This window comes from Vibrio sp. 10N.286.45.E10 (assembly GCF_002874195.2).
GTDB classification, from domain to species: Bacteria; Pseudomonadota; Gammaproteobacteria; order Enterobacterales; family Vibrionaceae; genus Vibrio; species Vibrio crassostreae.
Genome location: NZ_MCWD02000001.1, coordinates 287747 through 311187 on the forward strand (window position 1 = coordinate 287747; position 23441 = coordinate 311187).

A 23441-nucleotide genomic window follows, 5' to 3' on the forward strand; every position below is an offset into this window, starting at 1 on the left:
AGTGCGAACCATTTCCACTTACTGCCTTTTTACATTGGATCGCATCAAGTGTTTCGGTATAAAGTGTTAAACACTTTCAATTGTTAAGCGACTCTTTAAAGTCAGAATTTAAAAGTAAGTGTAGAGATATGGCATCACAACCTGAATATGATAATTGGCAACAACTGATGGACTTGGTAAAGACGGCTGTCGAAAAAGATCAGCACGAACTGTTGTTGACCATGATGATGACACCAGACGAGCGAGATGCTCTGGTTGCTCGAATTAATATCTTCTGTGAGTTGATGAAAGGCGATCTGTCTCAACGACAGGTGAGTCAAATGCTGGGAGTAGGCGTAGCGACGATAACCAGAGGTTCGAATGAGCTAAAGGCAAAATCGGAACAAGAGAAAGCCGTGATTGCGGATCTACTACTCAAATAGTCACTAAGTTGTTAAAGTAAGAGTTCGATAAAAAACGCTAACTAACTGTTAGCGTTTTTTGTTTCTGAAGATTGTTTTCAGAACCTTTCTAAGTTTAACGAAGCACTAAACAGGAAAGTGCTCAGGGTTCAAAAATGGGATCAGCGCTAAAATTAAAGCCTGATGATACACTGAACTGCGAGACAGTTGATTATGTGTCAGTAGGCCAATTGCTCCACCTTTCTGTTTGATATTATCGGTACCAAACACTTCATCCATTACATCTCCGAGCTCGTTTGCATGCTCTAACTTATCAAGCACGGCTGGTGGCAACATAAGGCTCGCTGAACGAGACTCTCCACGTTGACCATTCGCTTCGATAACCATCCAAGCAAAGGTGACGTTTTTTTCTATTCCTGCTTCTAGACCAACATAAAAGTCAGCATAGGGCTGCGCTTGCGTTGCGTTGTGCACGCGGTTCACTGCCCCTTGATAGGTTTCATCATTACTCATCGGTTGATCGGCAACGCCACTAGGGACGCTGATGCCTTTGAAATCAAATTCAGTATCAGGAAAAGCAGATAAGAACGCACTTTTAACGGCGTTAATTTTAGCTGGGTTCAGCGATGCGATGATTACAGATTTCATGTGTCGGATTCTTTTTGTTGTCGAGTAGATTGAGTTGATGTTGTTGGTACCAGTCACTCAACTCTTCTAATGGCATAGGTTTACCAAAGTAATAGCCTTGCAGCATATCGCACTGCGCATCCTGTAACCACTGGTGCATGCCTTGAGTTTCAATCCCTTCGGCGGTGACCTTTTTCCCCTGAGCATGACATAGTCCAATCACAGGTTTTACGATGTTCTGGTTATCGGTCTCAATCAAGGTATCCAAAAACGCTTTATCTAATTTAATTTTTTGAGTTGGATACTGCACCAGTTGAGTGATAGAGGTATAACCGGAACCAAAGTCATCAATTGCTAATCGATAGCCCATCCCCGCCAATTCGTTGAGCAACGGAAAGCCTTCCGAATTCGAATAAAAGGTCTCGGTAATTTCAAAATCAATCAAACTTGGTGGAATATGATTGATTTTTGCGTGTTTTTTAATGAAATCGGCAAGGTGTGTGGTTTCAATCCCAGCAGAAGATAAGTTAATCGACAGCTGAATTGAGTGGTCAAATTGAGCCTGAAGTCGGTAAAAAGAAGCAAACGCATTCTGAATTACCCAACGATCAACTTGCTCGAATAACCCAGTTTGCTCGGCAATTGGAATGAATTCATCGGGCGGAACTACTCCCAACAGTTTCGAGTCCCAGCGTAATAGTACCTCAACCCCAATAATATGCGCGCCGGTTGAATCCATATAGGGCATATAAACGAGTCTAAACTCTTCATCAAAATTCTTGTCTCTAAGCGCACGTTCAATGTTTGCTTGGCGTTGAATCGCTTTGTCTAAATCCCGTGAATAGTCAGCAAATTGGTTTTTGCCTGCACGCTTGGCTTGATACATTGCGGTATCCGCGTTCGACAGTAGCTTCTCGATTGAATCGCCATCATTAGGGTAGGTCGCAATACCAATACTGACCGTGATCGGAAAGCTTCCTGATTCGGTGATAAACCCTTTTTGTAAGGGAGTCAGTAAATCACTCGAAAATCGATGCGCGACATTTCCTCGGTGACTAGGAGCGTTAATGTAGACAACGAATTCGTCACCAGAAAGTCGGGCTGGCATGCAATGAGCATCGAACTCCGTTTGATAGTGGCGACAAATATCTGAAATACGCTGAGCAAAAGAGACCAGAATCGAGTCGCCGATTTGATGCCCATATTTATCGTTCACAAACTTGAAGTTATCCAAATCAAAGTAGAGAACCCAAGTTTCGGTATTTGAACTCGGTTTTGGCAACGATTGCTGAACGAAGGTTTGAAACTGATGCCTGTTGGCGATTTGGGTTAACTGATCATTCTCGGCCAAGAGCTTGGTTTGTTGGTAGGTGTTATCTAGCTCTTGGTACATGTCATAAAAACGCTGTGATAGTCGGCCAAGCTCATCTCGAGTGCCTAAGCGTTCAATGTTCTTCCGTTGTTTTTTTTCTACTTGCTGTAGTTGTCGATCAAGCCGTGTTATCGGAGTAATCACAGTGCGAGACAGAAGTATGAGTAGTAAAGCGACAGTCACAAACGCAGACAGTGCAAACGACAAACTCAGCTTGTTCCATATGGAATCGAGCTTGTTTTCCAACAGGAATTGCGCCGGATCGACCGTGGCGTATAGTTCTGGAGCCAGCTTGACTGAATGGGTGACATCATTTTCCAAAGAAATCGCTATGGATGTGAAAAACAAGCTGGTTTGGTAGTCGAACTCTATCTGTTTTCTAAGCGCATTAAACTTGTCGAGAGAAACAGATACAACAACAAAGAATACATCGCTTGGTTGATTACTTTCGGTTGGAAAAATCGCTTTTCTATCTACCTTTTCATAGTGAACCAACATCCCTTCGCCTTGGGAGTTTTGAATATAGTTGGTACTCGATGTTGCTAGGGTGTCTTGATAGTGCTGGTCAACATACTCCAATATCTTACTGTCAATCTGAGTGCGTGAGTCGTTGCTATTATCTGCGTAGTAACGCAGTTTTCGGTCAGCATTAAGAAGTGCTAAACCCGTATAGCTCTCATCGTCATCTTGCAGGAAATCTATAGCTTCTCGAAAGTTACTAACCAGTTCAAGATCGCGAGATAGATTTTGGTCAGTGAGAAAATAACCTTTCACCATATCGCTTTGGATCAAGGTGTAAGAGTAGCTATTGAGAAACGAACGAGATTGACGAAAGTATCCGGCTAGTTTTTCCATGTTGAGCTGAAGTGCGTTGTCTTCGCGTTTGATGAAGCTGCTTTTTTGCGTCGAATAAATAATATAGCTAGAAGCCGCGGTACTGATCAGTATCACAGGGGTTATCAGTAGTAAGATTTTAGTACTTAGCTTCATAGTTAATGACAACACTATTTATAATTTAAGCGCGTAAGTTTATGTTACTTAATGCTTACTCGCTATTAATTACACGTAGTTCGATGATTTCCTGTGAAGGGTGTAAGGTTTTGTCTTTATTAATAAAAAAGCCACTAATGGGTTTTTTGTTAGAAATACTTAAGCAGTGGAGGGGAGAAGCGTGCCGAATGTGCGAAACAAGTGAATTGTGTTTTAGGCATGCTAGGGTAAGTGTTCTTAGACCGAATAGTATTCGACTAAATGGTGATTTAAGTATTTGGCCTACTGTAGGCCAAATACTTATGTTAGCTAAAAGCTGATACTCCCTCTCAGCTATGACAACTTAACTTGAGTCGCTTTGATATTCTCACTTGGGTAGCAACCTAACACTTTCAGGTGACGAGTTATGGCTGTTAATTCAGTGATTGCTTGCTGCATATTATCTGAATCCAGATGTGCTTCTAAATCGACATAGAACATCTCTTCCCAAGGGTTACCCATAATAGGACGAGACTCTAGCTTGGTCATGTTGATACCCAAGCGTTGCAGAATCAGTAGTGTCTCGACCAAAGAACCTGCTTCTTGAGAAGTCGACATGATGAGCGTCGTTTTTGCAGGTATTTGAGTTGACACTTCAACAGGCTTACGAGCTACCACGATGAAACGTGTGTGGTTCTCTGTTTGGTTTGCAATGTTGCCTTGAATTGGCTGAAGTCCATAAAGCTTGCCGCTAGACGCATTACCAATTGCAGCAACATCATCACCGTCCAGATCTTTCACCTTCTTCATGGCGTCAGCTGTGCTGGCACAAGACTCAAGGGTTACATCTTTAAGACGGCTCAAGAACTCGCTGCACTGCTGATGTGGTTGTGGGTGCGAGTAAAGCGTTTTGATGTCTTCTAAACGGATATCACTTTTCGCCACTAGGCAGTGTTCGATTGGTTGAGAAAGCTCACCAACAATGTAAAGCGTTGTGTGTTGAAGTAGGTCATACACTTCGTTAATCGAACCTGAACTGGTGTTCTCAATAGGTAGTACACCGTAGTCGGCATGGCCAGATTCTACCGTAGAGGCTACTTCTTTGAAGTGATTACAGTTTAACTCAATCAACTCCATATTCTTACGGCTGAAGTATTCGCGACTCGCAAGGTGAGAGTACGATCCCTTAGAACCCAAGAATGCAACGCGAGCCAATGGTTTACGACTTTGCGGGTTCGCTAGATTTTGTAAGTATGACTGCTGCAGTAAAACGGAGTCTTCGATGATGGTGTGAAACAGCTTGGTAATGTACTGCGCATCAAGTTCGTATTTATCTTTGCCATTGTTGATCAGCTTAACTAATAGTTGTTGCTCTCGTACTGCATCACGAACTGGTTTTGATGTCTCTACCTTGCTTTTAGCAACTTCGATACTTAGCTTGCGACGCTCCGAAAGTAACTTCAGGAGTTCGTCGTCTAAATCATTAAGACGAAGGCGGATATCATCCAGTGAAATTGAGCTGTCAGTCATAAATGTGTCCTTATAAAAAAGCCTCCCTAGTGTGGGAGGCTTCTTGTTCGTTTTTGACTTGTTTTTCTAAAACGACTTAGCCTCCGATTTACGGAAGAAAAAAGAAGTCAAAAATAAACAAAGATTGAGTGTGCATAAAAAGTGATTGTTTTATGAATGTTTAAACACAATAAGCAAGCGAGCTACGAGCGTCAAGCAAAAAAATAGCGCCCTGAGGCGCTATTTTTTAATCTGTTCTCTTTCCTTATTCTACTTCAGCTTCTAGCTCTTCGATTTCAGGCTTTTCAGCGCGGCGCGCTTCTGGTTTATGGCGTAGCTTGTTGAGTTGACGCTCTAGTTTTTGTTCTACTTCGTTGATAGCTACGTAGAGGTCATCATGGATTGATGAAGCAACAAGTTGGCCTTTTGGTACGGTTAGTACCGCTTCAAACTTCTTCTTCTTGTTTGGTTCTTCGCTAAAGCTCGCTTGGCAGCCAATGATGTCTACTTGCCATTTATCCAGCTTTTTAAATTTGCTTTCTATGTGATCACGGATTGCAGAGGTAATGTCGATGTTTTTACCAGTGATGTTCATTTTCATAGAAGTTTTCCTCTGTTGTATCCCTCATGGGTTAACTTCAGATTACGACTTTTAGGAATAAAGAATGTGATATAGATCTTGTTTTGGTTGGATGGAGTGAGCATTAAAATCAAATGTGATCTCACGCAAGTCTTAGTATCTTTTTGGCGGAAAATGCTTGTTATCCTTATGGAAAACGATAACTTGGAGGCAAGTCTTCGCTAAAAATTAAACCAGTTTTTAGGGGCGTCCTACAGCTTATAGAAAGTGCTTGATTGAAATTTGCTCAATAGTATTTTGTGATGTAGCTCTCGTGACATAGATAGCTACGCAAGCTTCTTCTGAATTAGATAAGCAAAAGCCGCATAAGTCTTCTTATGCGGCTTTTGTGTTTTTAGACTTACCTAATCCCCTTTAGCTCTCCAGCTGGGGATTGATTGAGGCGATCCTAATCGTTAGTGTTCAGTAATCTCGCTGTGCCGTCTTCTCGGATGGCATTGATAGCTTGTAATTGTTTATAGATTACGAAGTAGCGATTGATGTTGGCAACATAGGTTACGGGTTCTTTACTCACGTACTTGCGAGTGATGATTTCTACGTTTTTAAACCAGATGTTTGGGTTGTAGCCTTTCTGCTTAGCAAGGCGCCTCATCTTTCTGATCTTAGCGGGACCTGCGTTATAAGAAGCCAAGGTAAAGTAGATTTGATTGTCGGGTGATATTGCCGGGTCGTCAAAATATCGGTCTTTGATAAAACGCATGTATTTCACACCCGCATGGATATTGTTATCCACCTTATGGATGTTCTTTATGTTGACGTTTTTATCTTTGGCGGTACTTGGTAATACCTGCATCACACCAATAGCCCCACGATGAGAAACTCTGCTTTGATCCAACCCAGACTCTTGGAAACCTTGTGCAGACATCATCAAAGGGTCGAATTCGTATTTACTCGAATACTTTTCAAAGACATCTGACAGCTTAGCCACTCGGTCTATTTTATTTGGGTTGAGTGCTCGACCTAACCAGCGAGTGTTGTCGATGTATTTCTGATAGATAACATTTCCAAGTAGGGTACCTGTTCGTGCAGTCTTGACGTATTTGTTTATCTCTTTCTTTAACTGAGGGCTGTTTTTTCTCAATGCCCATGCTATTTGGCCATTTTCACGTAAGGGCAAATCATGATGCACTTGAATGTTTTCCATTACATCTATCCAGAGCTTTGCTTTGTGGCTGTCCAGAATTGTGCCCTGAATATAACCTTGGTTAACCAACTCTATCAGCTCGTAGTCTTGCAGTGATTCTTCAATGAAGTGGACATGCAGTGGTGGTAAACCTAATTTGTTAAGCTCTTTATTGATTCTTTGTACACTCTCGAAGTAACTCGAGCTTGCACGTATCCACACCTCTTTGCCGCTCAATTGCTTGATTTCGGTGATAGGTTCGGCCTTTTTCCCTGTGATAATTAGTTCTTTACCATCTTTAATCATCGGATCTGAAAAATCGATGCTTCGTAATCGTTTGTCGGTGATCGTTAGGTTCGCGACAGCGACATCACCATAGCCAGATTCTAAAGAGGGAAGTAGATCATCTCGTTGTACGGGGATGATTTGAACATTGAGGTAGGGGTGTTTTTTACGAAGACTTTTTTCAAAGTGGTAGAGCATTTCTGCCACGATGCCTTTTGGCTTACCATCCTCGATGTAATAGAAACCAAGATCGGCAGATACGAGCACTCTAACCGTTCCTTTGGTTTTGAGCACATCCAAATCACCCATGTAAGGCTTATTGCTTAATGGGGACAGTTCTAATGCGTAGGATAATTGGCTAAATAGCGATATCCAGATAAATAATAACAACCTACTCACATCCACACTCCATGTTGATGTTTTGTTAAAAGTTATCTTTTGAAGATACCGTGTATTATGCGATTCATCAAGTTTGCGATATGTGGTCAAAAAAAACGCGCTAGTAAACTAGCGCGCTTTTTGGGTTGAGATGTAAGAAGTTGATTAAGGTAGTGGGTTTAACTCAATCAACTTTTCAGTTCTTAACACAGCATCATCTAGGCCTAGTTGTTTATAAGCTTCTAGCTGAATCTCTAAAGATTTACGCGCAGCAACGGTATCTGGGTAAGTCTTTTGCAACTCTTGTGTTCTGTTAATAGCAGCAATCCACGCTTCGCGACGTAGGTAGAAGTCCGCAGTTGCTAAGTCATATTCTGCTAGGCGGTTCTTAAGTGCGAACATGCGTTTTTGTGCATCTTCAGCATAAGGGCTGCTAGGGAAACGTTCGAGTAGTCGCTTGAAATCTGCAAAAGCGAGTTTCACTGGCTCAGGGTCTCGGTCACTACGGTCGATATTGAAAATATCGTGCATGAAGTTTAGGTCTTGCGCCATGTGCGTTAAGCCGCGCATGTAAAGAACCCAGTCTTGTTTCTCATGAGTTGGGTTCAAACGTAGGAAACGTGAAATGGTAGCAAGGCCAAGTGCCAAGTCATCATTTTTGTAGTAAGCGTAAATCAGATCGAGCTGTACTTGCTCAGAATAGGCGCCGAATGGGTAACGTGAGTCTAGGGCTTCTAGCTTTTCTATTGCTGAAAGCCAGCTACCGCTCTGTAGTGATTCTTGAGCGTCAGAGTAGAGAACCGATGGCGGTACATCTGGCACTATCTCTTCACTACTTGAACAACCAACCAAGAGTGATACGGCTAATAGACCCGATAAAGTAAGGTGTTTCATGTCAGGCGTCGATTCCTTGAATTAAATATTTCGTAAGCTTCCGTTACTTTCTAACCAGTAACAGATACAATGATGCAATTATTCTATTTTATCCATACTAATGGGTATTAGTCTCACGGTTTTTAAAAAAGTTCGATATGGCTCAGCAGATCACATTAACAGACACAGTAAAAAGCAGCCAGTTAGGTCAACGTTTAGACCAAGCTGTCGCTGAACTATTTACCGATTTTTCTCGCTCTCGCATTAAAGAGTGGCTTCTTGACGGCAAAATCCAAGTGGATGGCGAAGTTATTACTAAGCCGCGCGTTAAGGTTTTGGGCGGTGAAGAGATCATCTTGCAAGCTGAACTTGCAGATGAAGAACGCTGGGAAGCACAAGATATTCCTCTAGACATTGTCTACGAAGATGATGACTTATTGGTTATCAATAAGCCTCGCGATCTGGTTGTACACCCAGGCGCAGGCACACCGGATGGAACCATACTAAACGCATTGCTTTTCCATTACCCACAGATTGCAGAAGTGCCTCGTGCAGGTATTGTGCACCGTCTTGATAAAGACACAACAGGCCTTATGGTTGTGGCTAAAACGGTTCCAGCTCAAACTCGTCTTGTGCGTGCTCTTGCTAAGCGTCGTATTACTCGTGAATATGAAGCAATTGCAATTGGTAAAATGACCGCTGGTGGTGTTGTAGAGAAAGGCATTAGCCGTCATGCAACTAAGCGTACCTTAATGGACGTAAATGAATTAGGAAAGCCAGCGGTAACTCACTACCGTGTTGCTGAGCACTTCCGCGAGCATACTCGTATTCGTCTACGCCTAGAAACGGGTCGTACTCACCAAATCCGTGTTCACATGTCATACCTTCAGCACCCGCTGCTAGGTGATGTTGCATACGGTGGCCGTGCTCGTATTCCAAAAGGTGCATCTGAAGAACTAACAACAATGATTCGTTCTTTTGACCGCCAAGCACTGCACGCAGTCATGCTTAAATTTGTTCACCCAATTACAGGTGAAGAAGTTGAGTTCCACGCTCCTGTGCCAAATGACATGGTTGTGATGGCTGAAGCGTTACGTGTTGATGCTCGCGAAAATAAAGAAGAAGACATTTAATATGTCGTTGATCATCCCTAACTGGAATGCACCCAATAACGTGAAGGCATTTGCGTCGACACGTGTAGGTGGCTTTTCTACTGGTGCGTATCAAGGATTAAACCTAGGTACGCATGTTGGGGATGATGCTTCGCTTGTTGAAAACAATAGAACTTGGCTTAAGCAGCAAGCGAACATGCCGGCAACTCCGGTATGGCTAAATCAAACCCATTCAACAGATGTTGTTACGGTTTTACAACCTACGGTGGATATTCTTGATGCTGACGGTGCATTTACCACTGCTAAAGGTGTTGTTTGTTCTGCGATGACAGCTGATTGTTTACCTGTAATCCTTACTGATACGAAAGGCACTCAAGTTGCTGCCGTTCATGCTGGTTGGCGTGGTCTTGCTGGTGGAATTCTTGAAAATGCCGTCGCAAAGTTTTCGAAACTAGATTCAGAGAATAAGATCATTGCTTGGCTTGGGCCTGCAATAGGCAAACAAGCCTTTGAAGTCGGCGATGATGTGTTGGAAGCGTTTGTTAGCTTTGACCCTCAAGCTAAGCTTGCATTTAAAGCCAAGCCTGAACAGGGTAAATGGCTAGCGAATATGTCTCAGCTTGCAACGCAACGACTGAACAAAGTTGATGTAACTTCTGTGATAGACTCCAATCTATGCACCTTCGCTGATGCGGATGCGTTCTATTCTTATCGTCGTGATGGCATTACGGGACGCCAAGCTACTTTTATTTGGTTAGAGTAATCTTTAGCTAGTGCAACTAGCCATCCAGCCCATTTATATTTTCATATAAACTCTATTCTTCATTCTTATCCCTTGAAAATCCGCGTTACCGTATCCATCTTCTAAGCATAAGATAAACATATCTAAGAGTAGGAAGGTTGGCATGCGTCTCGATCGATTCACTAGTAAATTCCAAATTGCGATATCTGATGCTCAGTCACTCGCATTAGGTCGTGATCACCAATATATAGAACCTGTACACCTAATGGTGTCTTTGCTGAATCAAGATGGTAGTGCAATTCGTCCATTGCTCACCATGCTGAATATTGATGTGGTTCAATTACGTTCTAAATTGAGCGAAATATTAGACCGAGTGCCTAAAGTCAGTGGCATTGGTGGTGACGTTCAGCTATCGAATGCGATGGGAACGCTGTTTAATCTATGTGATAAGGTCGCGCAAAAGCGTCAAGACAGTTACATATCTTCAGAAGTATTCCTACTTGCTGCCATTGAAGACAAAGGCCCTTTAGGAAACCTACTTAAAGAGCTAGGTCTTACCGAGCAAAAATTATCTCAAGCAATTGAACAAGTTCGTGGCGGCCAAAAGGTCGATGATCCGAATGCGGAAGACAGACGTCAAGCGCTAGAGAAGTTCACCATTGATCTGACGGAAAGAGCAGAGCAAGGCAAGCTTGATCCGGTAATTGGCCGAGATGACGAAATTCGTCGCACTATCCAAGTACTTCAACGCCGTACTAAGAATAACCCTGTCATTATCGGTGAACCTGGTGTCGGTAAAACAGCGATAGTCGAAGGTTTAGCGCAGCGTATTATCAACAATGAAGTGCCGGAAGGTTTGAGAGGCCGACGTGTACTTTCGTTAGATATGGGCTCTTTGATTGCCGGTGCTAAATATCGTGGTGAATTTGAAGAACGTTTGAAATCAGTTCTTAACGAATTATCAAAAGAAGAGGGCAACATCATTCTCTTCATCGATGAAATTCACACCATGGTAGGTGCGGGCAAGGGTGAAGGCTCTATGGATGCGGGTAATATGCTGAAACCAGCATTGGCTCGTGGTGAACTTCACTGTGTAGGTGCAACGACACTCGATGAATATCGCCAGTATATAGAGAAAGATCCCGCGTTAGAGCGTCGATTCCAAAAAGTGATAGTCGATGAGCCAACCGTGGAAGACACAGTCGCAATTCTCCGCGGTTTGAAAGAGCGCTATGAACTTCACCATCATGTAGAAATTACCGACCCAGCGATTGTCGCAGCGGCAACCTTATCTCATCGATACGTTTCTGACCGTCAGTTGCCAGATAAGGCGATTGATCTGATTGATGAAGCGGCTTCGAGTATTCGTATGCAGATCGACTCAAAACCTGAGTCACTAGATAAGCTCGAGCGTAAGATCATTCAGTTAAAGATCGAGCAGCAAGCTCTTACTAATGAGAATGACGAAGCCAGTGAAAAACGCCTTCGAACACTACAAGAAGAGCTTTCTGATAAAGAACGAGATTTCGCAGAGCTCGAAGAAGTGTGGAATGCAGAGAAAGCCGCACTTTCTGGCACACAACACATCAAGTCCGAGTTAGAACAAGCTCGCATGGATATGGATTTTGCAAGACGTGCTGGTGATCTTAACCGAATGTCTGAATTGCAATATGGTCGAATCCCAGAATTAGAGAAGCAGTTAGATCTTGCGACTCAAGCTGAGATGCAAGAGATGACCTTACTACGTAATAAGGTCACGGATGCAGAAATTGCAGACGTACTATCGAAGCAAACAGGTATCCCTGTTTCTAAAATGCTAGAGGCTGAGAAAGAGAAGCTTCTTAAAATGGAAGGTGTTCTGCACAAGCGTGTTATTGGTCAAGCGGAAGCAGTAGAAGTGGTATCGAACGCGATTCGTCGTAGCCGTGCTGGTTTATCTGATCCGAACAAGCCGATTGGCTCCTTCTTATTCCTTGGCCCAACTGGTGTTGGTAAAACCGAGTTATGTAAAACACTCGCAAACTTCATGTTTGATAGTGACGATGCAATGGTGCGCATCGATATGTCTGAGTTTATGGAGAAACACTCTGTTGCTCGTTTGGTTGGTGCTCCTCCGGGTTACGTTGGATATGAAGAAGGTGGCTACTTAACAGAAGCCGTGCGTCGCAAGCCTTACTCAGTGATTTTGCTAGATGAAGTAGAGAAAGCGCATCCTGATGTTTTCAATATCTTATTACAGGTTCTTGATGATGGACGCTTAACTGATGGACAAGGTCGGACCGTCGACTTTAGAAACACGGTAGTGATCATGACTTCGAACCTTGGCTCTTCGAGAATTCAAGAGAACTTCAATACGCTCGATTACCAAGGAATAAAGAATGAGGTGATGGAAGTAGTAGGCAAACATTTCCGTCCTGAGTTTTTGAATCGAGTTGATGAAAGCGTTGTGTTCCACCCATTAGGTCAAGAGCACATTCAATCGATAGCCGCTATTCAGCTTGAGCACCTCAAGAAGCGAATGGAAGACAATGGTTATGAGCTTGAAGTCTCGGATAAAGCACTCAAGTTAATTTCTCAAGTCGGTTTTGACCCAGTATATGGTGCACGACCTTTGAAAAGAGCGATTCAACAAAGTGTCGAGAACCCTTTAGCGAAAGCAATATTGGCAGGAAAAATTAATCCAGATAAAAAAGTACAACTATTAGTAAACAACGACCGCATTATTGCTCACCAGTAGTTTAAGTAAGAATTGTAGGTACGATTGGCCAAAATCAAGGTGTAATCGTACCTATTTTGAACGCTTTGTGTGAATAGTGTTCGAACGGTCGCCGGTGGCGGTTTTTTTTTCGTTTTTGGCCTTGTGCAAAGGATTATTCTCTCTATAATGCGCCTCCGTTGCCAAGGATAACCAAGCGGTTTGAACTGAATGACGAGACGGTGATAAGCATTTAAGATGCTTTGAAAAATTAGCTGGAAAAAGTGTTTGACACTGGAATCCAATTCGCTAGAATGGCCGTCCACTTCGAGAGGCTCCTTATTAAAAGGAACGCTCAACAAGTAAAGCTCTTTAACAATTTAAACCTATCAATCTGTGTGGGCACTCGTTGATGAATATCAAAACGTTTTATCGTTAGATAAAACAGATTCTTCGGAATCAACTTTGGTTTCAATGAACTGAGTGACCAATACAAATAACTACTTTCTCTTGTAGAAAGAAGGTATTTGGCACAGTCAATTCATTATCTTTCTGTTGGAAAGATAATAGCTTTAGAATTACTTTTTGTAGTTTTGAAGTCAGTATTCATTGAGCCGACAAAATCTTAAATTGAAGAGTTTGATCATGGCTCAGATTGAACGCTGGCGGCAGGCCTAACACATGCAAGTCGAGCGGAAACGACACTAACAATCCTTCGGGTGCGTTAATGGGCGTCGAGCGGCGGACGGGTGAGTAATGCCTAGGAAATTGCCTTGATGTGGGGGATAACCATTGGAAACGATGGCTAATACCGCATAATGCCTACGGGCCAAAGAGGGGGACCTTCGGGCCTCTCGCGTCAAGATATGCCTAGGTGGGATTAGCTAGTTGGTGAGGTAATGGCTCACCAAGGCGACGATCCCTAGCTGGTCTGAGAGGATGATCAGCCACACTGGAACTGAGACACGGTCCAGACTCCTACGGGAGGCAGCAGTGGGGAATATTGCACAATGGGCGAAAGCCTGATGCAGCCATGCCGCGTGTATGAAGAAGGCCTTCGGGTTGTAAAGTACTTTCAGTTGTGAGGAAGGGGGTAGCGTTAATAGCGCTATCTCTTGACGTTAGCAACAGAAGAAGCACCGGCTAACTCCGTGCCAGCAGCCGCGGTAATACGGAGGGTGCGAGCGTTAATCGGAATTACTGGGCGTAAAGCGCATGCAGGTGGTTCATTAAGTCAGATGTGAAAGCCCGGGGCTCAACCTCGGAACTGCATTTGAAACTGGTGAACTAGAGTACTGTAGAGGGGGGTAGAATTTCAGGTGTAGCGGTGAAATGCGTAGAGATCTGAAGGAATACCAGTGGCGAAGGCGGCCCCCTGGACAGATACTGACACTCAGATGCGAAAGCGTGGGGAGCAAACAGGATTAGATACCCTGGTAGTCCACGCCGTAAACGATGTCTACTTGGAGGTTGTGGCCTTGAGCCGTGGCTTTCGGAGCTAACGCGTTAAGTAGACCGCCTGGGGAGTACGGTCGCAAGATTAAAACTCAAATGAATTGACGGGGGCCCGCACAAGCGGTGGAGCATGTGGTTTAATTCGATGCAACGCGAAGAACCTTACCTACTCTTGACATCCAGAGAAGCCAGCGGAGACGCAGGCGTGCCTTCGGGAACTCTGAGACAGGTGCTGCATGGCTGTCGTCAGCTCGTGTTGTGAAATGTTGGGTTAAGTCCCGCAACGAGCGCAACCCTTATCCTTGTTTGCCAGCGAGTAATGTCGGGAACTCCAGGGAGACTGCCGGTGATAAACCGGAGGAAGGTGGGGACGACGTCAAGTCATCATGGCCCTTACGAGTAGGGCTACACACGTGCTACAATGGCGCATACAGAGGGCAGCAAGCTAGCGATAGTGAGCGAATCCCAAAAAGTGCGTCGTAGTCCGGATTGGAGTCTGCAACTCGACTCCATGAAGTCGGAATCGCTAGTAATCGTAGATCAGAATGCTACGGTGAATACGTTCCCGGGCCTTGTACACACCGCCCGTCACACCATGGGAGTGGGCTGCAAAAGAAGTGGGTAGTTTAACCTTTCGGGGAGGACGCTCACCACTTTGTGGTTCATGACTGGGGTGAAGTCGTAACAAGGTAGCCCTAGGGGAACCTGGGGCTGGATCACCTCCTTATACGAAGATACTCACGATAAGTGTCCACACAGATTGATGGTTTAATAAGTTAAGAGTAGGAAATACTTTTCCAGATGGGGCTATAGCTCAGCTGGGAGAGCGCCTCGCTGGCAGCGAGGAGGTCTGCGGTTCGATCCCGCATAGCTCCACCATCTTTAAGTGTTCTTCCTTAAGAATCTTTAAAAATGGTTATTTCTTTAATTAGAAAAATCTAGCTCTTTAACAATTTGGAAAGCTGACTGATTGATTACTTACGAGTAATTCAATCAAATTTAAAAGTTCTCAATGTTTACCTTTATGGTAAACACAACAAACACATTCAAGTGTCTTGTATTCGAATCAAACTTAGTTTGATTCACAATTGAGTCCGGCAAACAGTCATTGAGAATTAACCCTTCTTAATGACAACCAAAAACCTTGGTTAGTTGCCATACGATTATTTGTCTTCACTTTTTAAAGTGAAAGCAAATAGAAACCCTTTCGGGTTGTATGGTTAAGTGACTAAGCGTACACGGTGGATGCCTTGGCAGTCAGAGGCGATGAAAGGCGTAATAACTTGCGATAAGCCCAGATTAGGTAGTAATAACCTTTTGAGTCTGGGATTCCTGAATGGGGAAACCCACTTACATAAGTAAGTATCCTGTTGTGAATAAATAGCAACAGGAGGCAAACCGGGGGAACTGAAACATCTAAGTACCCCGAGGAAGAGAAATCAACCGAGATTCCGAAAGTAGCGGCGAGCGAAATTGGATTAGCCCTTAAGCTTTTAATGAGACAGATGAAGGCTCTGGAAAGTGCCGCAATAAAGGGTGATAGCCCCGTAATCGACATCTCATCATCAGTGAAAACGAGTAGGGCGGGACACGTGATATCCTGTCTGAATATGGGGGGACCATCCTCCAAGGCTAAATACTACTGACTGACCGATAGTGAACCAGTACCGTGAGGGAAAGGCGAAAAGAACCCCTGTGAGGGGAGTGAAATAGAACCTGAAACCGTGTACGTACAAGCAGTAGGAGCACCTTCGTGGTGTGACTGCGTACCTTTTGTATAATGGGTCAGCGACTTAATTTTAGTAGCAAGGTTAACCGTTTAGGGGAGCCGTAGGGAAACCGAGTCTTAACTGGGCGTACAGTTGCTAGGATTAGACCCGAAACCAGGTGATCTAGCCATGGGCAGGTTGAAGGTTGAGTAACATCAACTGGAGGACCGAACCGACTAATGTTGAAAAATTAGCGGATGACTTGTGGCTAGGGGTGAAAGGCCAATCAAACCTGGAGATAGCTGGTTCTCCCCGAAAGCTATTTAGGTAGCGCCTCGGACGAATACTACTGGGGGTAGAGCACTGTTAAGGCTAGGGGGTCATCCCGACTTACCAACCCTTTGCAAACTCCGAATACCAGTAAGTACTATCCGGGAGACACACGGCGGGTGCTAACGTCCGTCGTGGAGAGGGAAACAACCCAGACCGCCAGCTAAGGTCCCAAAGTATAGCTAAGTGGGAAACGATGTGGGAAGGCTCAGACAGCCAGGATGTTGGCTTAGAAGCAGCCATCATTTAAAGAAAGCGTAATAGCTCACTGGTCGAGTCGGCCTGCGCGGAAGATGTAACGGGGCTAAGCTATACACCGAAGCTGCGGCTACGTACCTTAGGGTATGTGGGGTAGGGGAGCGTTCTGTAAGCCGTTGAAGGTGGTCTGTAAGGGCTGCTGGAGGTATCAGAAGTGCGAATGCTGACATGAGTAACGATAAAGGGAGTGAAAAACTCCCTCGCCGGAAGACCAAGGGTTCCTGTCCAACGTTAATCGGGGCAGGGTAAGTCGACTCCTAAGGCGAGGCCGAAAGGCGTAGTCGATGGGAAACGGGTTAATATTCCCGTACTTCTTACAATTGCGATGGGGGGACGGAGAAGGCTAGGTGGGCCTGGCGACGGTTGTCCAGGTTCAAGTACGTAGGCGGGTGGTTTAGGTAAATCCGGACCGCTACTAACGCTGAGATACGATGTCGAGCTACTACGGTAGTGAAGTCATTGATGCCATGCTTCCAGGAAAAGCCTCTAAGCTTCAGATTGTAAGGAATCGTACCCCAAACCGACACAGGTGGTCGGGTAGAGAATACCAAGGCGCTTGAGAGAACTCGGGTGAAGGAACTAGGCAAAATGGTACCGTAACTTCGGGAGAAGGTACGCTCTTATCAGTGAAGTCCCTTGCGGATGGAGCAGACGAGAGTCGCAGATACCAGGTGGCTGCAACTGTTTATTAAAAACACAGCACTGTGCAAAATCGTAAGATGACGTATACGGTGTGACGCCTGCCCGGTGCCGGAAGGTTAATTGATGGGGTTAGACTTCGGTCGAAGCTCTTGATCGAAGCCCCGGTAAACGGCGGCCGTAACTATAACGGTCCTAAGGTAGCGAAATTCCTTGTCGGGTAAGTTCCGACCTGCACGAATGGCGTAATGATGGCCACGCTGTCTCCACCCGAGACTCAGTGAAATTGAAATCGCTGTGAAGATGCAGTGTACCCGCGGCTAGACGGAAAGACCCCGTGAACCTTTACTACAGCTTGGCACTGAACATTGAACCTACATGTGTAGGATAGGTGGGAGACTTTGAAACCGCGTCGCTAGATGTGGTGGAGTCGTCCTTGAAATACCACCCTTGTAGTTTTGATGTTCTAACGTTGGCCCCTGAATCGGGGTTACGGACAGTGCCTGGTGGGTAGTTTGACTGGGGCGGTCTCCTCCCAAAGAGTAACGGAGGAGCACGAAGGTGGGCTAAACACGGTTGGACATCGTGTGGTTAGTGCAATGGCATAAGCCCGCTTGACTGCGAGAATGACAATTCGAGCAGGTGCGAAAGCAGGTCATAGTGATCCGGTGGTTCTGAATGGAAGGGCCATCGCTCAACGGATAAAAGGTACTCCGGGGATAACAGGCTGATACCGCCCAAGAGTTCATATCGACGGCGGTGTTTGGCACCTCGATGTCGGCTCATCACATCCTGGGGCTGAAGTCGGTCCCAAGGGTATGGCTGTTCGCCATTTAAAGTGGTACGCGAGCTGGGTTTAGAACGTCGTGAGACAGTTCGGTCCCTATCTGCCGTGGGCGTTGGAAAATTGAAAGGGGCTGCTCCTAGTACGAGAGGACCGGAGTGGACGAACCTCTGGTGTTCGGGTTGTCATGCCAATGGCATTGCCCGGTAGCTAAGTTCGGAATCGATAACCGCTGAAAGCATCTAAGCGGGAAGCGAGCCTTGAGATGAGTTTTCCCTGACGCTATAAGCGTCCTAAAGGGTTGTCGTAGACTACGACGTTGATAGGCAGGGTGTGTAAGTGCTGCGAGGCATTGAGCTAACCTGTACTAATTGCCCGTGAGGCTTAACCATACAACACCCAAGGGGTTTTGTGGACTCAAAACTATTTGTCTCCGCTTTTTAAAAGCAGAAACAAAGTACAAACGCTTGAATGAGTTTGAAGAGAACAAAAACAGCTTTCCAGATTATTTTGCCTTCAGTTTTTAAAAAACTGAAAGTAAAAGCAAAATTTGCTTGGCGACCATAGCATTGTGGACCCACCTGATTCCATGCCGAACTCAGAAGTGAAACATAATAGCGCCGATGGTAGTGTGGGGCTTCCCCATGTGAGAGTAGGACATCGCCAGGCTTTAAATTAAATCTTTAGGTTGACCAACCTGGAGATATGGACGCTCACTTAGTGAGTTGACCACTGCGGAGTGGTAGTTCAGTTGGTTAGAATACCGGCCTGTCACGCCGGGGGTCGCGGGTTCGAGTCCCGTCCACTCCGCCACTTATTCAGAGTTTCAGCTCTTTAAAACTGAAATAGGGGGTGTAGCTCCAATTGGCAGAGCAGCGGATTCCAAATCCGCGTGTTGGGAGTTCGAATCTCTCCACCCCTGCCATATTTAAGGCTCTAGTCGAAAGACTAGAGCCTTTTTACTTTCTGGTGGCGAAATACTTCATAATCCCCTTTCAGCTTCTTCCACCTCAAATACCTCTCTGTCTATCCCCAAAAAGTTACCAATAATCGTCAACTCTTCTCGAATGCCGACTAGTATAGATAATATGCATCACTTACATGGAACGGTTATGAGGTTATCTTTTGTTTTAGTTGTCCTGTTTTATTCATTTTCTGCTTTGGCAACCCCATGGGAAGAAGAAAAAATCCCGACAAGAAACTCAACCTCATCAATAGGTAGTTATGCTAATGGCTGCCTTGATGGAGCACAGGCTCTACCTATTAATGGTTTGGGGTATCAAATCATTCGTCCCCAAAGAGAACGCTACTATGGTCATACAGAAGCTATAAAGTTTATCGAGAGGTTAGGTGTAACTACTAGCGAGAAACTCAATACTAATTTATTGGTCGGTGATATTTCTCTTCCTAGAGGAGGGCGCTTTTCTTCCGGTCATTCAAGTCATCAAACCGGGTTAGATATTGATATATGGTTAAGGTTAACGAGTAAGAGATTGTCAGAAAACGAGTTAGCTGTGCCTAAACCTGTGAGCGTTGTGGATCTTACTAACTACAAATTGCGTCAATCGAATTGGACTGATGAGCATTTTCAAGTTATTCGTTATGCAGCGAAAGATGAAAAAGTGGTGCGTATTTTTGTTCATCCAGTGATTAAGCAAACCCTTTGTGATCAAGAAGATTCTGACGCAGATGATAGAGCTTGGCTTGGAAAAATCAGACCTTGGTGGGGACATCATTCACATTTTCATGTTCGCTTGAAGTGCCCTGAAGGGAGTTCAAACTGCATAGCCCAAGCAAGCCCTCCTAAAGGTGATGGTTGTGGAGACGAACTTGCAAGTTGGGCTCCGAAAACTATACCTGTTCCTCCTCCTAAAAAAGTCGTAAAAAGTAAGAAAAAGAAGAAAGTTAAAGTGATGCCAAGTCAATGTTTAGCCTTGATATCTAATAAGTAATCGTATCTATCAAGGTTAATTACAGTGGTAACGACACTGGCTTTCTCGTCTCTGAAACTGGAGAAATGTCACACTTTTGTCTAGAGTTTATAAACACTAGATTAAGAACATCGTTTGATATTAATAAAATCAATTACGGTATCAGCAACGGCGATGACGAATTTGACAAGGTTTGGTCAGGGATGGAGTGTTTTGGGGTGAAAGATGCGGCTTATATGCAGTATGCGAAATCAGAGTCTGATACCCGTCGATAGATAATTCAAGGATAAGACTATGACTATGATTTGTGCCAAGGAATTTTCAGAATGGTTAAGACATAGGTTCAACGCTGAAAGTTCTGGTATTTCGATTTCGAGAGATGACATTACCCAACTGACAGGTAGACAACGCTTAGACCCTAGCTTCGTGAATGATGTTCACTATGAATTGATGCAGTATGGAATGGCATTTGTGACTGACACTGGGCGGGAACACTTTTATCTAGTTCCTGTTTCTCAGTCGATAAATTGGCGGGAGCGACTCGAATATCAATTTGAAAAAGAGCTCTTCTGCAATATTTATCCAATCGAAAAGTCAGGATAAAAAAAAGGTTCAACTTACAATAAGTTGAACCTTTTCTCTTTTAGGTCAAGCCTTGAATGATAACAAACTTCTCAAGTAGCTCATCATCAGTTTCAATATGGTTGGGGTCAGTGATGATGCACTTGGTAATCGGGCATACAGATTGACACGTTGGCTTCTCATAGTGACCTTTACATTCAGTACATAAATCTGGATCGATCTCGAAGATACTGTCACCCATAGTGATTGCACCATTTGGGCATTCAGGGTCACACATATCGCAGTTTATGCACTTGTCAGTGATTAACAGAGCCATTGCTTACTTCTCGGTTTTCTAAGTAAAGTTACTTACCTGATGCGTTACGTGTGTCTTGGCCTTCGCTCAAGTTACGCATCAACAAGCCGTACTCGAGATCTAGATCTGCTGGTACAGGGATAAATACAAAGTGACCGTTACCTTTCGCATCTTCTACTGCTTCAGACTTACGGTTTTCCATCATCTCTAGCGTGAAAACAACGTTACCTTTCGGTGTCATCATTTCTAAGCTATCGCCAACTAGGAATTTGTTCTTCACTTCTACTTCCGCTAGGTCACCGCGGCGCTTACCTGTGAATTCACCAACAAACTGTTGAGTGTCTGAGATAGAGTAACCGTACTCGTAGTTTTGGTATGTATCATGAGTGTGGCGGCGTAGGAAACCTTCAGTGTAACCACGGTGAGCTAGGCTCTCTAGTGTACCCATTAGGCTTTCATCGAACGGCTTGCCTGCTACAGCGTCATCGATCGCTTTACGGTAAACCTGTGCTGTACGTGCACAGTAGTAGAAAGACTTAGTACGACCTTCGATTTTCAGAGAGTGGACACCCATCTTCGTTAGGCGTTCAACGTGTTGGATCGCGCGAAGATCTTTTGAGTTCATGATGTAAGTACCATGCTCATCTTCAAACGCTGCCATTTTCTCTTCTGGCTTATGTGACTCAGAAAGTAGAACGACTTCGTCGGTTGGTTTACCAAGACCTAGTGTGTTGTCTGGACGTTCGTCTTGAACTTCTACTTCTTGAATCTCAACACCAGTAGGGTTTGCTTCAACGATCTGACCGTTTTCGTCTTCTTTTGCCGCTTCTGTTTTGTATTCCCAACGACAAGCGTTAGTGCAAGTACCTTGGTTTGGATCGCGTTTGTTCATGTAGCCAGAAAGTAGGCAACGACCAGAATACGCCATGCAAAGTGCACCGTGAACAAAGATCTCTAGCTCTGTTTCAGGGCAGTGTTCGCGAATCTCTTCGATCTCTTCAAGAGAAAGCTCACGAGATAGAATCACACGCTCAACGCCTTGAGTTGACCAGAACTTAACGGTCGCCCAGTTTACTGCGTTTGCTTGAACAGAAAGGTGGATTGGCATCTCCGGGAATGCTTCACGAACCATCATGATAAGACCAGGATCTGACATGATAAGAGCGTCTGGGCCCATATCGACAATAGGTTTAAGGTCGCGAATAAATGTTTTTAATTTAGAGTTGTGCGGCTGAATGTTACATACAACATATAACTTTTTGCCTTGAGCATGAGCTTCATCGATACCAATTTGTAGGTTTTCGTGATTGAACTCGTTGTTACGAACGCGAAGGCTGTAACGTGGCTGGCCTGCGTAAACTGCATCTGCGCCATAGGCGAATGCGTAGCGCATGTTTTTAAGGCTTCCTGCCGGTGATAATAGTTCAGGTACAAATGGTTTTTGTGTAGTCATTGCTTCGTTCTCTAATCTGATCTCAAGTCAGGTTGATACCACCAAGTGATATCAAAGGGGCGCAAATTTTACGCTAAAACGAGTTTGGTTGATAGCCCTAAAGATAGCAATGACATTAAGAAGAGGGCAGAGAGATAAATATAAGCAAGAGTTTGCTAGGAAATAAGCTCAGATACCATCGAAATCTGAGCTTTTAAAATCACAGATTAAGCGTTTGGTTGAGTTAACCCGCCAAGTGATTCAAATAAGTTCGGAAGGAAAACGCTGAACTCACCACATAGAAGTGAGAAATCAGCATCAAAACGCGCAGCTTGGTCTTCACGAGGGATATCATCGTTTTCATCTTTAAGTTCATCGCTGAATTTTAGGCGCTTGATGCTGCCGTCTTCTGCCAGAATGAATTCAATACGATCTTGCCAGTTGATAAGAAGTTTAGTCACCATCTTATTAGCTTCGATGTGGTTCTTAATCTCGTCCGTTTCTAGTTCTTGTTTCTTAACTCGAACAATACCGCCGTCTTCCTGAATCGACTTAAGCTCAGCTTCATCAAGCATTGTGATACCTTGAGGTGTATCACCTGATTTAACCCACTCGGTTAGAGTCGTTTCAATCGCTTGCTCAGGAATAGCGGGCACGACTGGTAGGCTACCCATTGTTTTACGTAGCAATGCTAATACGTCTTCTGCTTTTTTGTAGCTGCTAGCATCAACCACAATGAAACCTTCTTTTGGCATGATCAGCGCATAAGTAAAGTTACTGCGGCTGAATGCACGAGGAAGCAAATCAATGATGATGTCTTCTTTTAGGCTGTCTTTCTCTTTCTTTTTAAGAGGAGTGCCAGATTCAGCTTCAAGCGTTTCTACTTTTGCGTTCAGCGATTCTTTGATCACAGAAGCCGGTAGCATTTTCTCTTCTTTCTTTGCACAAATTAGAATGCGGTTTTCTGATACGTGCGTCATCATATCGCCGTGTCTACCCATTGCATGTACCCAACCAAACTTCTGTTTGTCTTGGCTACCACAAGGAGTAAAGCGGAATTCTTCAAGTTGTTTCTCTAGCTGATCTGCGTTGAAATCAATATCACGGTTGAAGCGATAGACTAGGCAATTTTTAAACCACATAAATTTTTCTCATACCTTTTTAGAAGTGCTTCATGATATGAGATCTAATTCGATTTGTCCTTAGCTCTGTATCAAAAGTTGTAAAGTGAAACGTTTGAGACAGTTATATGAAAATTTGTTTTCAAAGGTCACAAAAGTGTCATAATTAACTCAGATAA

15 protein-coding genes, 3 tRNA genes, 3 rRNA genes and 1 other annotated feature are annotated in these 23441 nt (G+C 44.2%); of the genes, 12 read left to right on the forward strand and 9 right to left on the reverse strand.

The window, feature by feature from the left end:
• Nucleotides 1-128 precede the first annotated feature (128 nt).
• Nucleotides 129-422, forward strand: coding sequence for a trp operon repressor (trpR, locus tag BCU34_RS01170; protein WP_048658080.1), 294 nt, complete (start codon nucleotides 129-131; stop codon nucleotides 420-422).
• Between the two features lie 105 nt (nucleotides 423-527).
• On the opposite strand, the gene yjjX is transcribed toward trpR, so the two are convergent.
• From yjjX to BCU34_RS01200, 6 genes are all read right to left on the reverse strand, one after another.
• The gene (yjjX, locus tag BCU34_RS01175) at nucleotides 528-1049 is read right to left on the reverse strand and encodes an inosine/xanthosine triphosphatase (protein ID WP_048658081.1); all 522 of its coding nucleotides are present in this window, start codon (nucleotides 1047-1049) and stop codon (nucleotides 528-530) included.
• Entirely contained in the window at nucleotides 1012-3390 is a 2379-nt protein-coding gene (locus tag BCU34_RS01180) for an EAL domain-containing protein (RefSeq protein ID WP_102479051.1), read from the reverse strand. The genes yjjX and BCU34_RS01180 overlap by 38 nt, the downstream gene beginning before the upstream one ends.
• 333 nt (nucleotides 3391-3723) lie before the next feature.
• Nucleotides 3724-4899, reverse strand: a complete 1176-nt coding sequence (gene pheA / locus BCU34_RS01185; protein WP_019820950.1) for a prephenate dehydratase — start codon at nucleotides 4897-4899, stop codon at nucleotides 3724-3726.
• A gap of 12 nt (nucleotides 4900-4911) precedes the next feature.
• Nucleotides 4912-5033 (reverse strand) — a sequence feature (Phe leader region).
• A 110-nt stretch (nucleotides 5034-5143) separates the two neighbouring features.
• On the reverse strand, nucleotides 5144-5479 hold the full coding sequence (gene hpf / locus BCU34_RS01190) for a ribosome hibernation-promoting factor, HPF/YfiA family (RefSeq protein WP_004735034.1): 336 nt from the start codon (nucleotides 5477-5479) through the stop codon (nucleotides 5144-5146).
• A gap of 427 nt (nucleotides 5480-5906) precedes the next feature.
• On the reverse strand, nucleotides 5907-7331 hold the full coding sequence (locus tag BCU34_RS01195) for a lytic transglycosylase F (RefSeq protein WP_346762961.1): 1425 nt from the start codon (nucleotides 7329-7331) through the stop codon (nucleotides 5907-5909).
• 138 nt (nucleotides 7332-7469) lie between these two features.
• Nucleotides 7470-8198, reverse strand: a complete 729-nt coding sequence (locus tag BCU34_RS01200) for an outer membrane protein assembly factor BamD (protein ID WP_102479164.1) — start codon at nucleotides 8196-8198, stop codon at nucleotides 7470-7472.
• A gap of 137 nt (nucleotides 8199-8335) precedes the next feature.
• Here BCU34_RS01200 and rluD point away from each other — a divergent pair, with 137 nt between their 5' ends.
• The 11 genes from rluD to BCU34_RS01255 all read left to right on the forward strand — a co-directional run bounded on the left by rluD (nucleotide 8336) and on the right by BCU34_RS01255 (nucleotide 20435).
• Nucleotides 8336-9310 carry a 23S rRNA pseudouridine(1911/1915/1917) synthase RluD gene (gene rluD, locus BCU34_RS01205; protein ID WP_019820953.1) on the forward strand — a complete coding sequence of 325 codons (975 nt, stop codon included), beginning with the start codon at nucleotides 8336-8338 and terminating at the stop codon, nucleotides 9308-9310.
• A 1-nt stretch (nucleotide 9311) separates the two neighbouring features.
• Complete coding sequence (gene pgeF / locus BCU34_RS01210; RefSeq protein WP_102479163.1) at nucleotides 9312-10052, forward strand: peptidoglycan editing factor PgeF; 741 nt, start codon at nucleotides 9312-9314, stop codon at nucleotides 10050-10052.
• 142 nt (nucleotides 10053-10194) lie between these two features.
• The gene (clpB, locus tag BCU34_RS01215) at nucleotides 10195-12768 is read left to right on the forward strand and encodes an ATP-dependent chaperone ClpB (RefSeq protein ID WP_048606842.1); all 2574 of its coding nucleotides are present in this window, start codon (nucleotides 10195-10197) and stop codon (nucleotides 12766-12768) included.
• Nucleotides 12769-13353: 585 nt separating this feature from the next.
• Nucleotides 13354-14908, forward strand: a 16S ribosomal RNA gene (locus BCU34_RS01220).
• Between the two features lie 76 nt (nucleotides 14909-14984).
• Nucleotides 14985-15060 (forward strand) — tRNA-Ala (locus tag BCU34_RS01225).
• Between the two features lie 339 nt (nucleotides 15061-15399).
• Nucleotides 15400-18293: ribosomal RNA gene (locus BCU34_RS01230) — 23S ribosomal RNA — on the forward strand.
• A 161-nt stretch (nucleotides 18294-18454) separates the two neighbouring features.
• Nucleotides 18455-18570, forward strand: a 5S ribosomal RNA gene (rrf, locus tag BCU34_RS01235).
• Together the 16S, 23S and 5S rRNA genes with 3 tRNA genes alongside form the textbook arrangement of a ribosomal RNA operon.
• Before the next feature lie 67 nt (nucleotides 18571-18637).
• Nucleotides 18638-18714, forward strand: a tRNA-Asp gene (locus BCU34_RS01240).
• A 35-nt stretch (nucleotides 18715-18749) separates the two neighbouring features.
• Nucleotides 18750-18826: transfer RNA gene (locus BCU34_RS01245), tRNA-Trp, on the forward strand.
• 187 nt (nucleotides 18827-19013) lie between these two features.
• Entirely contained in the window at nucleotides 19014-19853 is an 840-nt protein-coding gene (gene mepA / locus BCU34_RS01250; protein ID WP_048669225.1) for a penicillin-insensitive murein endopeptidase, read from the forward strand.
• 273 nt (nucleotides 19854-20126) lie between these two features.
• Complete coding sequence (locus BCU34_RS01255; protein ID WP_048658856.1) at nucleotides 20127-20435, forward strand: hypothetical protein; 309 nt, start codon at nucleotides 20127-20129, stop codon at nucleotides 20433-20435.
• A gap of 40 nt (nucleotides 20436-20475) precedes the next feature.
• Here the strand turns inward: BCU34_RS01255 and BCU34_RS01260 are convergent, their stop codons facing one another.
• From BCU34_RS01260 to rdgC, 3 genes are all read right to left on the reverse strand, one after another.
• Nucleotides 20476-20730 carry a YfhL family 4Fe-4S dicluster ferredoxin gene (locus BCU34_RS01260; protein WP_004735061.1) on the reverse strand — a complete coding sequence of 85 codons (255 nt, stop codon included), beginning with the start codon at nucleotides 20728-20730 and terminating at the stop codon, nucleotides 20476-20478.
• A 28-nt stretch (nucleotides 20731-20758) separates the two neighbouring features.
• Complete coding sequence (gene yegQ, locus BCU34_RS01265) at nucleotides 20759-22162, reverse strand: tRNA 5-hydroxyuridine modification protein YegQ (protein WP_102479359.1); 1404 nt, start codon at nucleotides 22160-22162, stop codon at nucleotides 20759-20761.
• Between the two features lie 206 nt (nucleotides 22163-22368).
• Entirely contained in the window at nucleotides 22369-23283 is a 915-nt protein-coding gene (gene rdgC / locus BCU34_RS01270; protein ID WP_048669223.1) for a recombination-associated protein RdgC, read from the reverse strand.
• Nucleotides 23284-23441 lie beyond the last annotated feature (158 nt).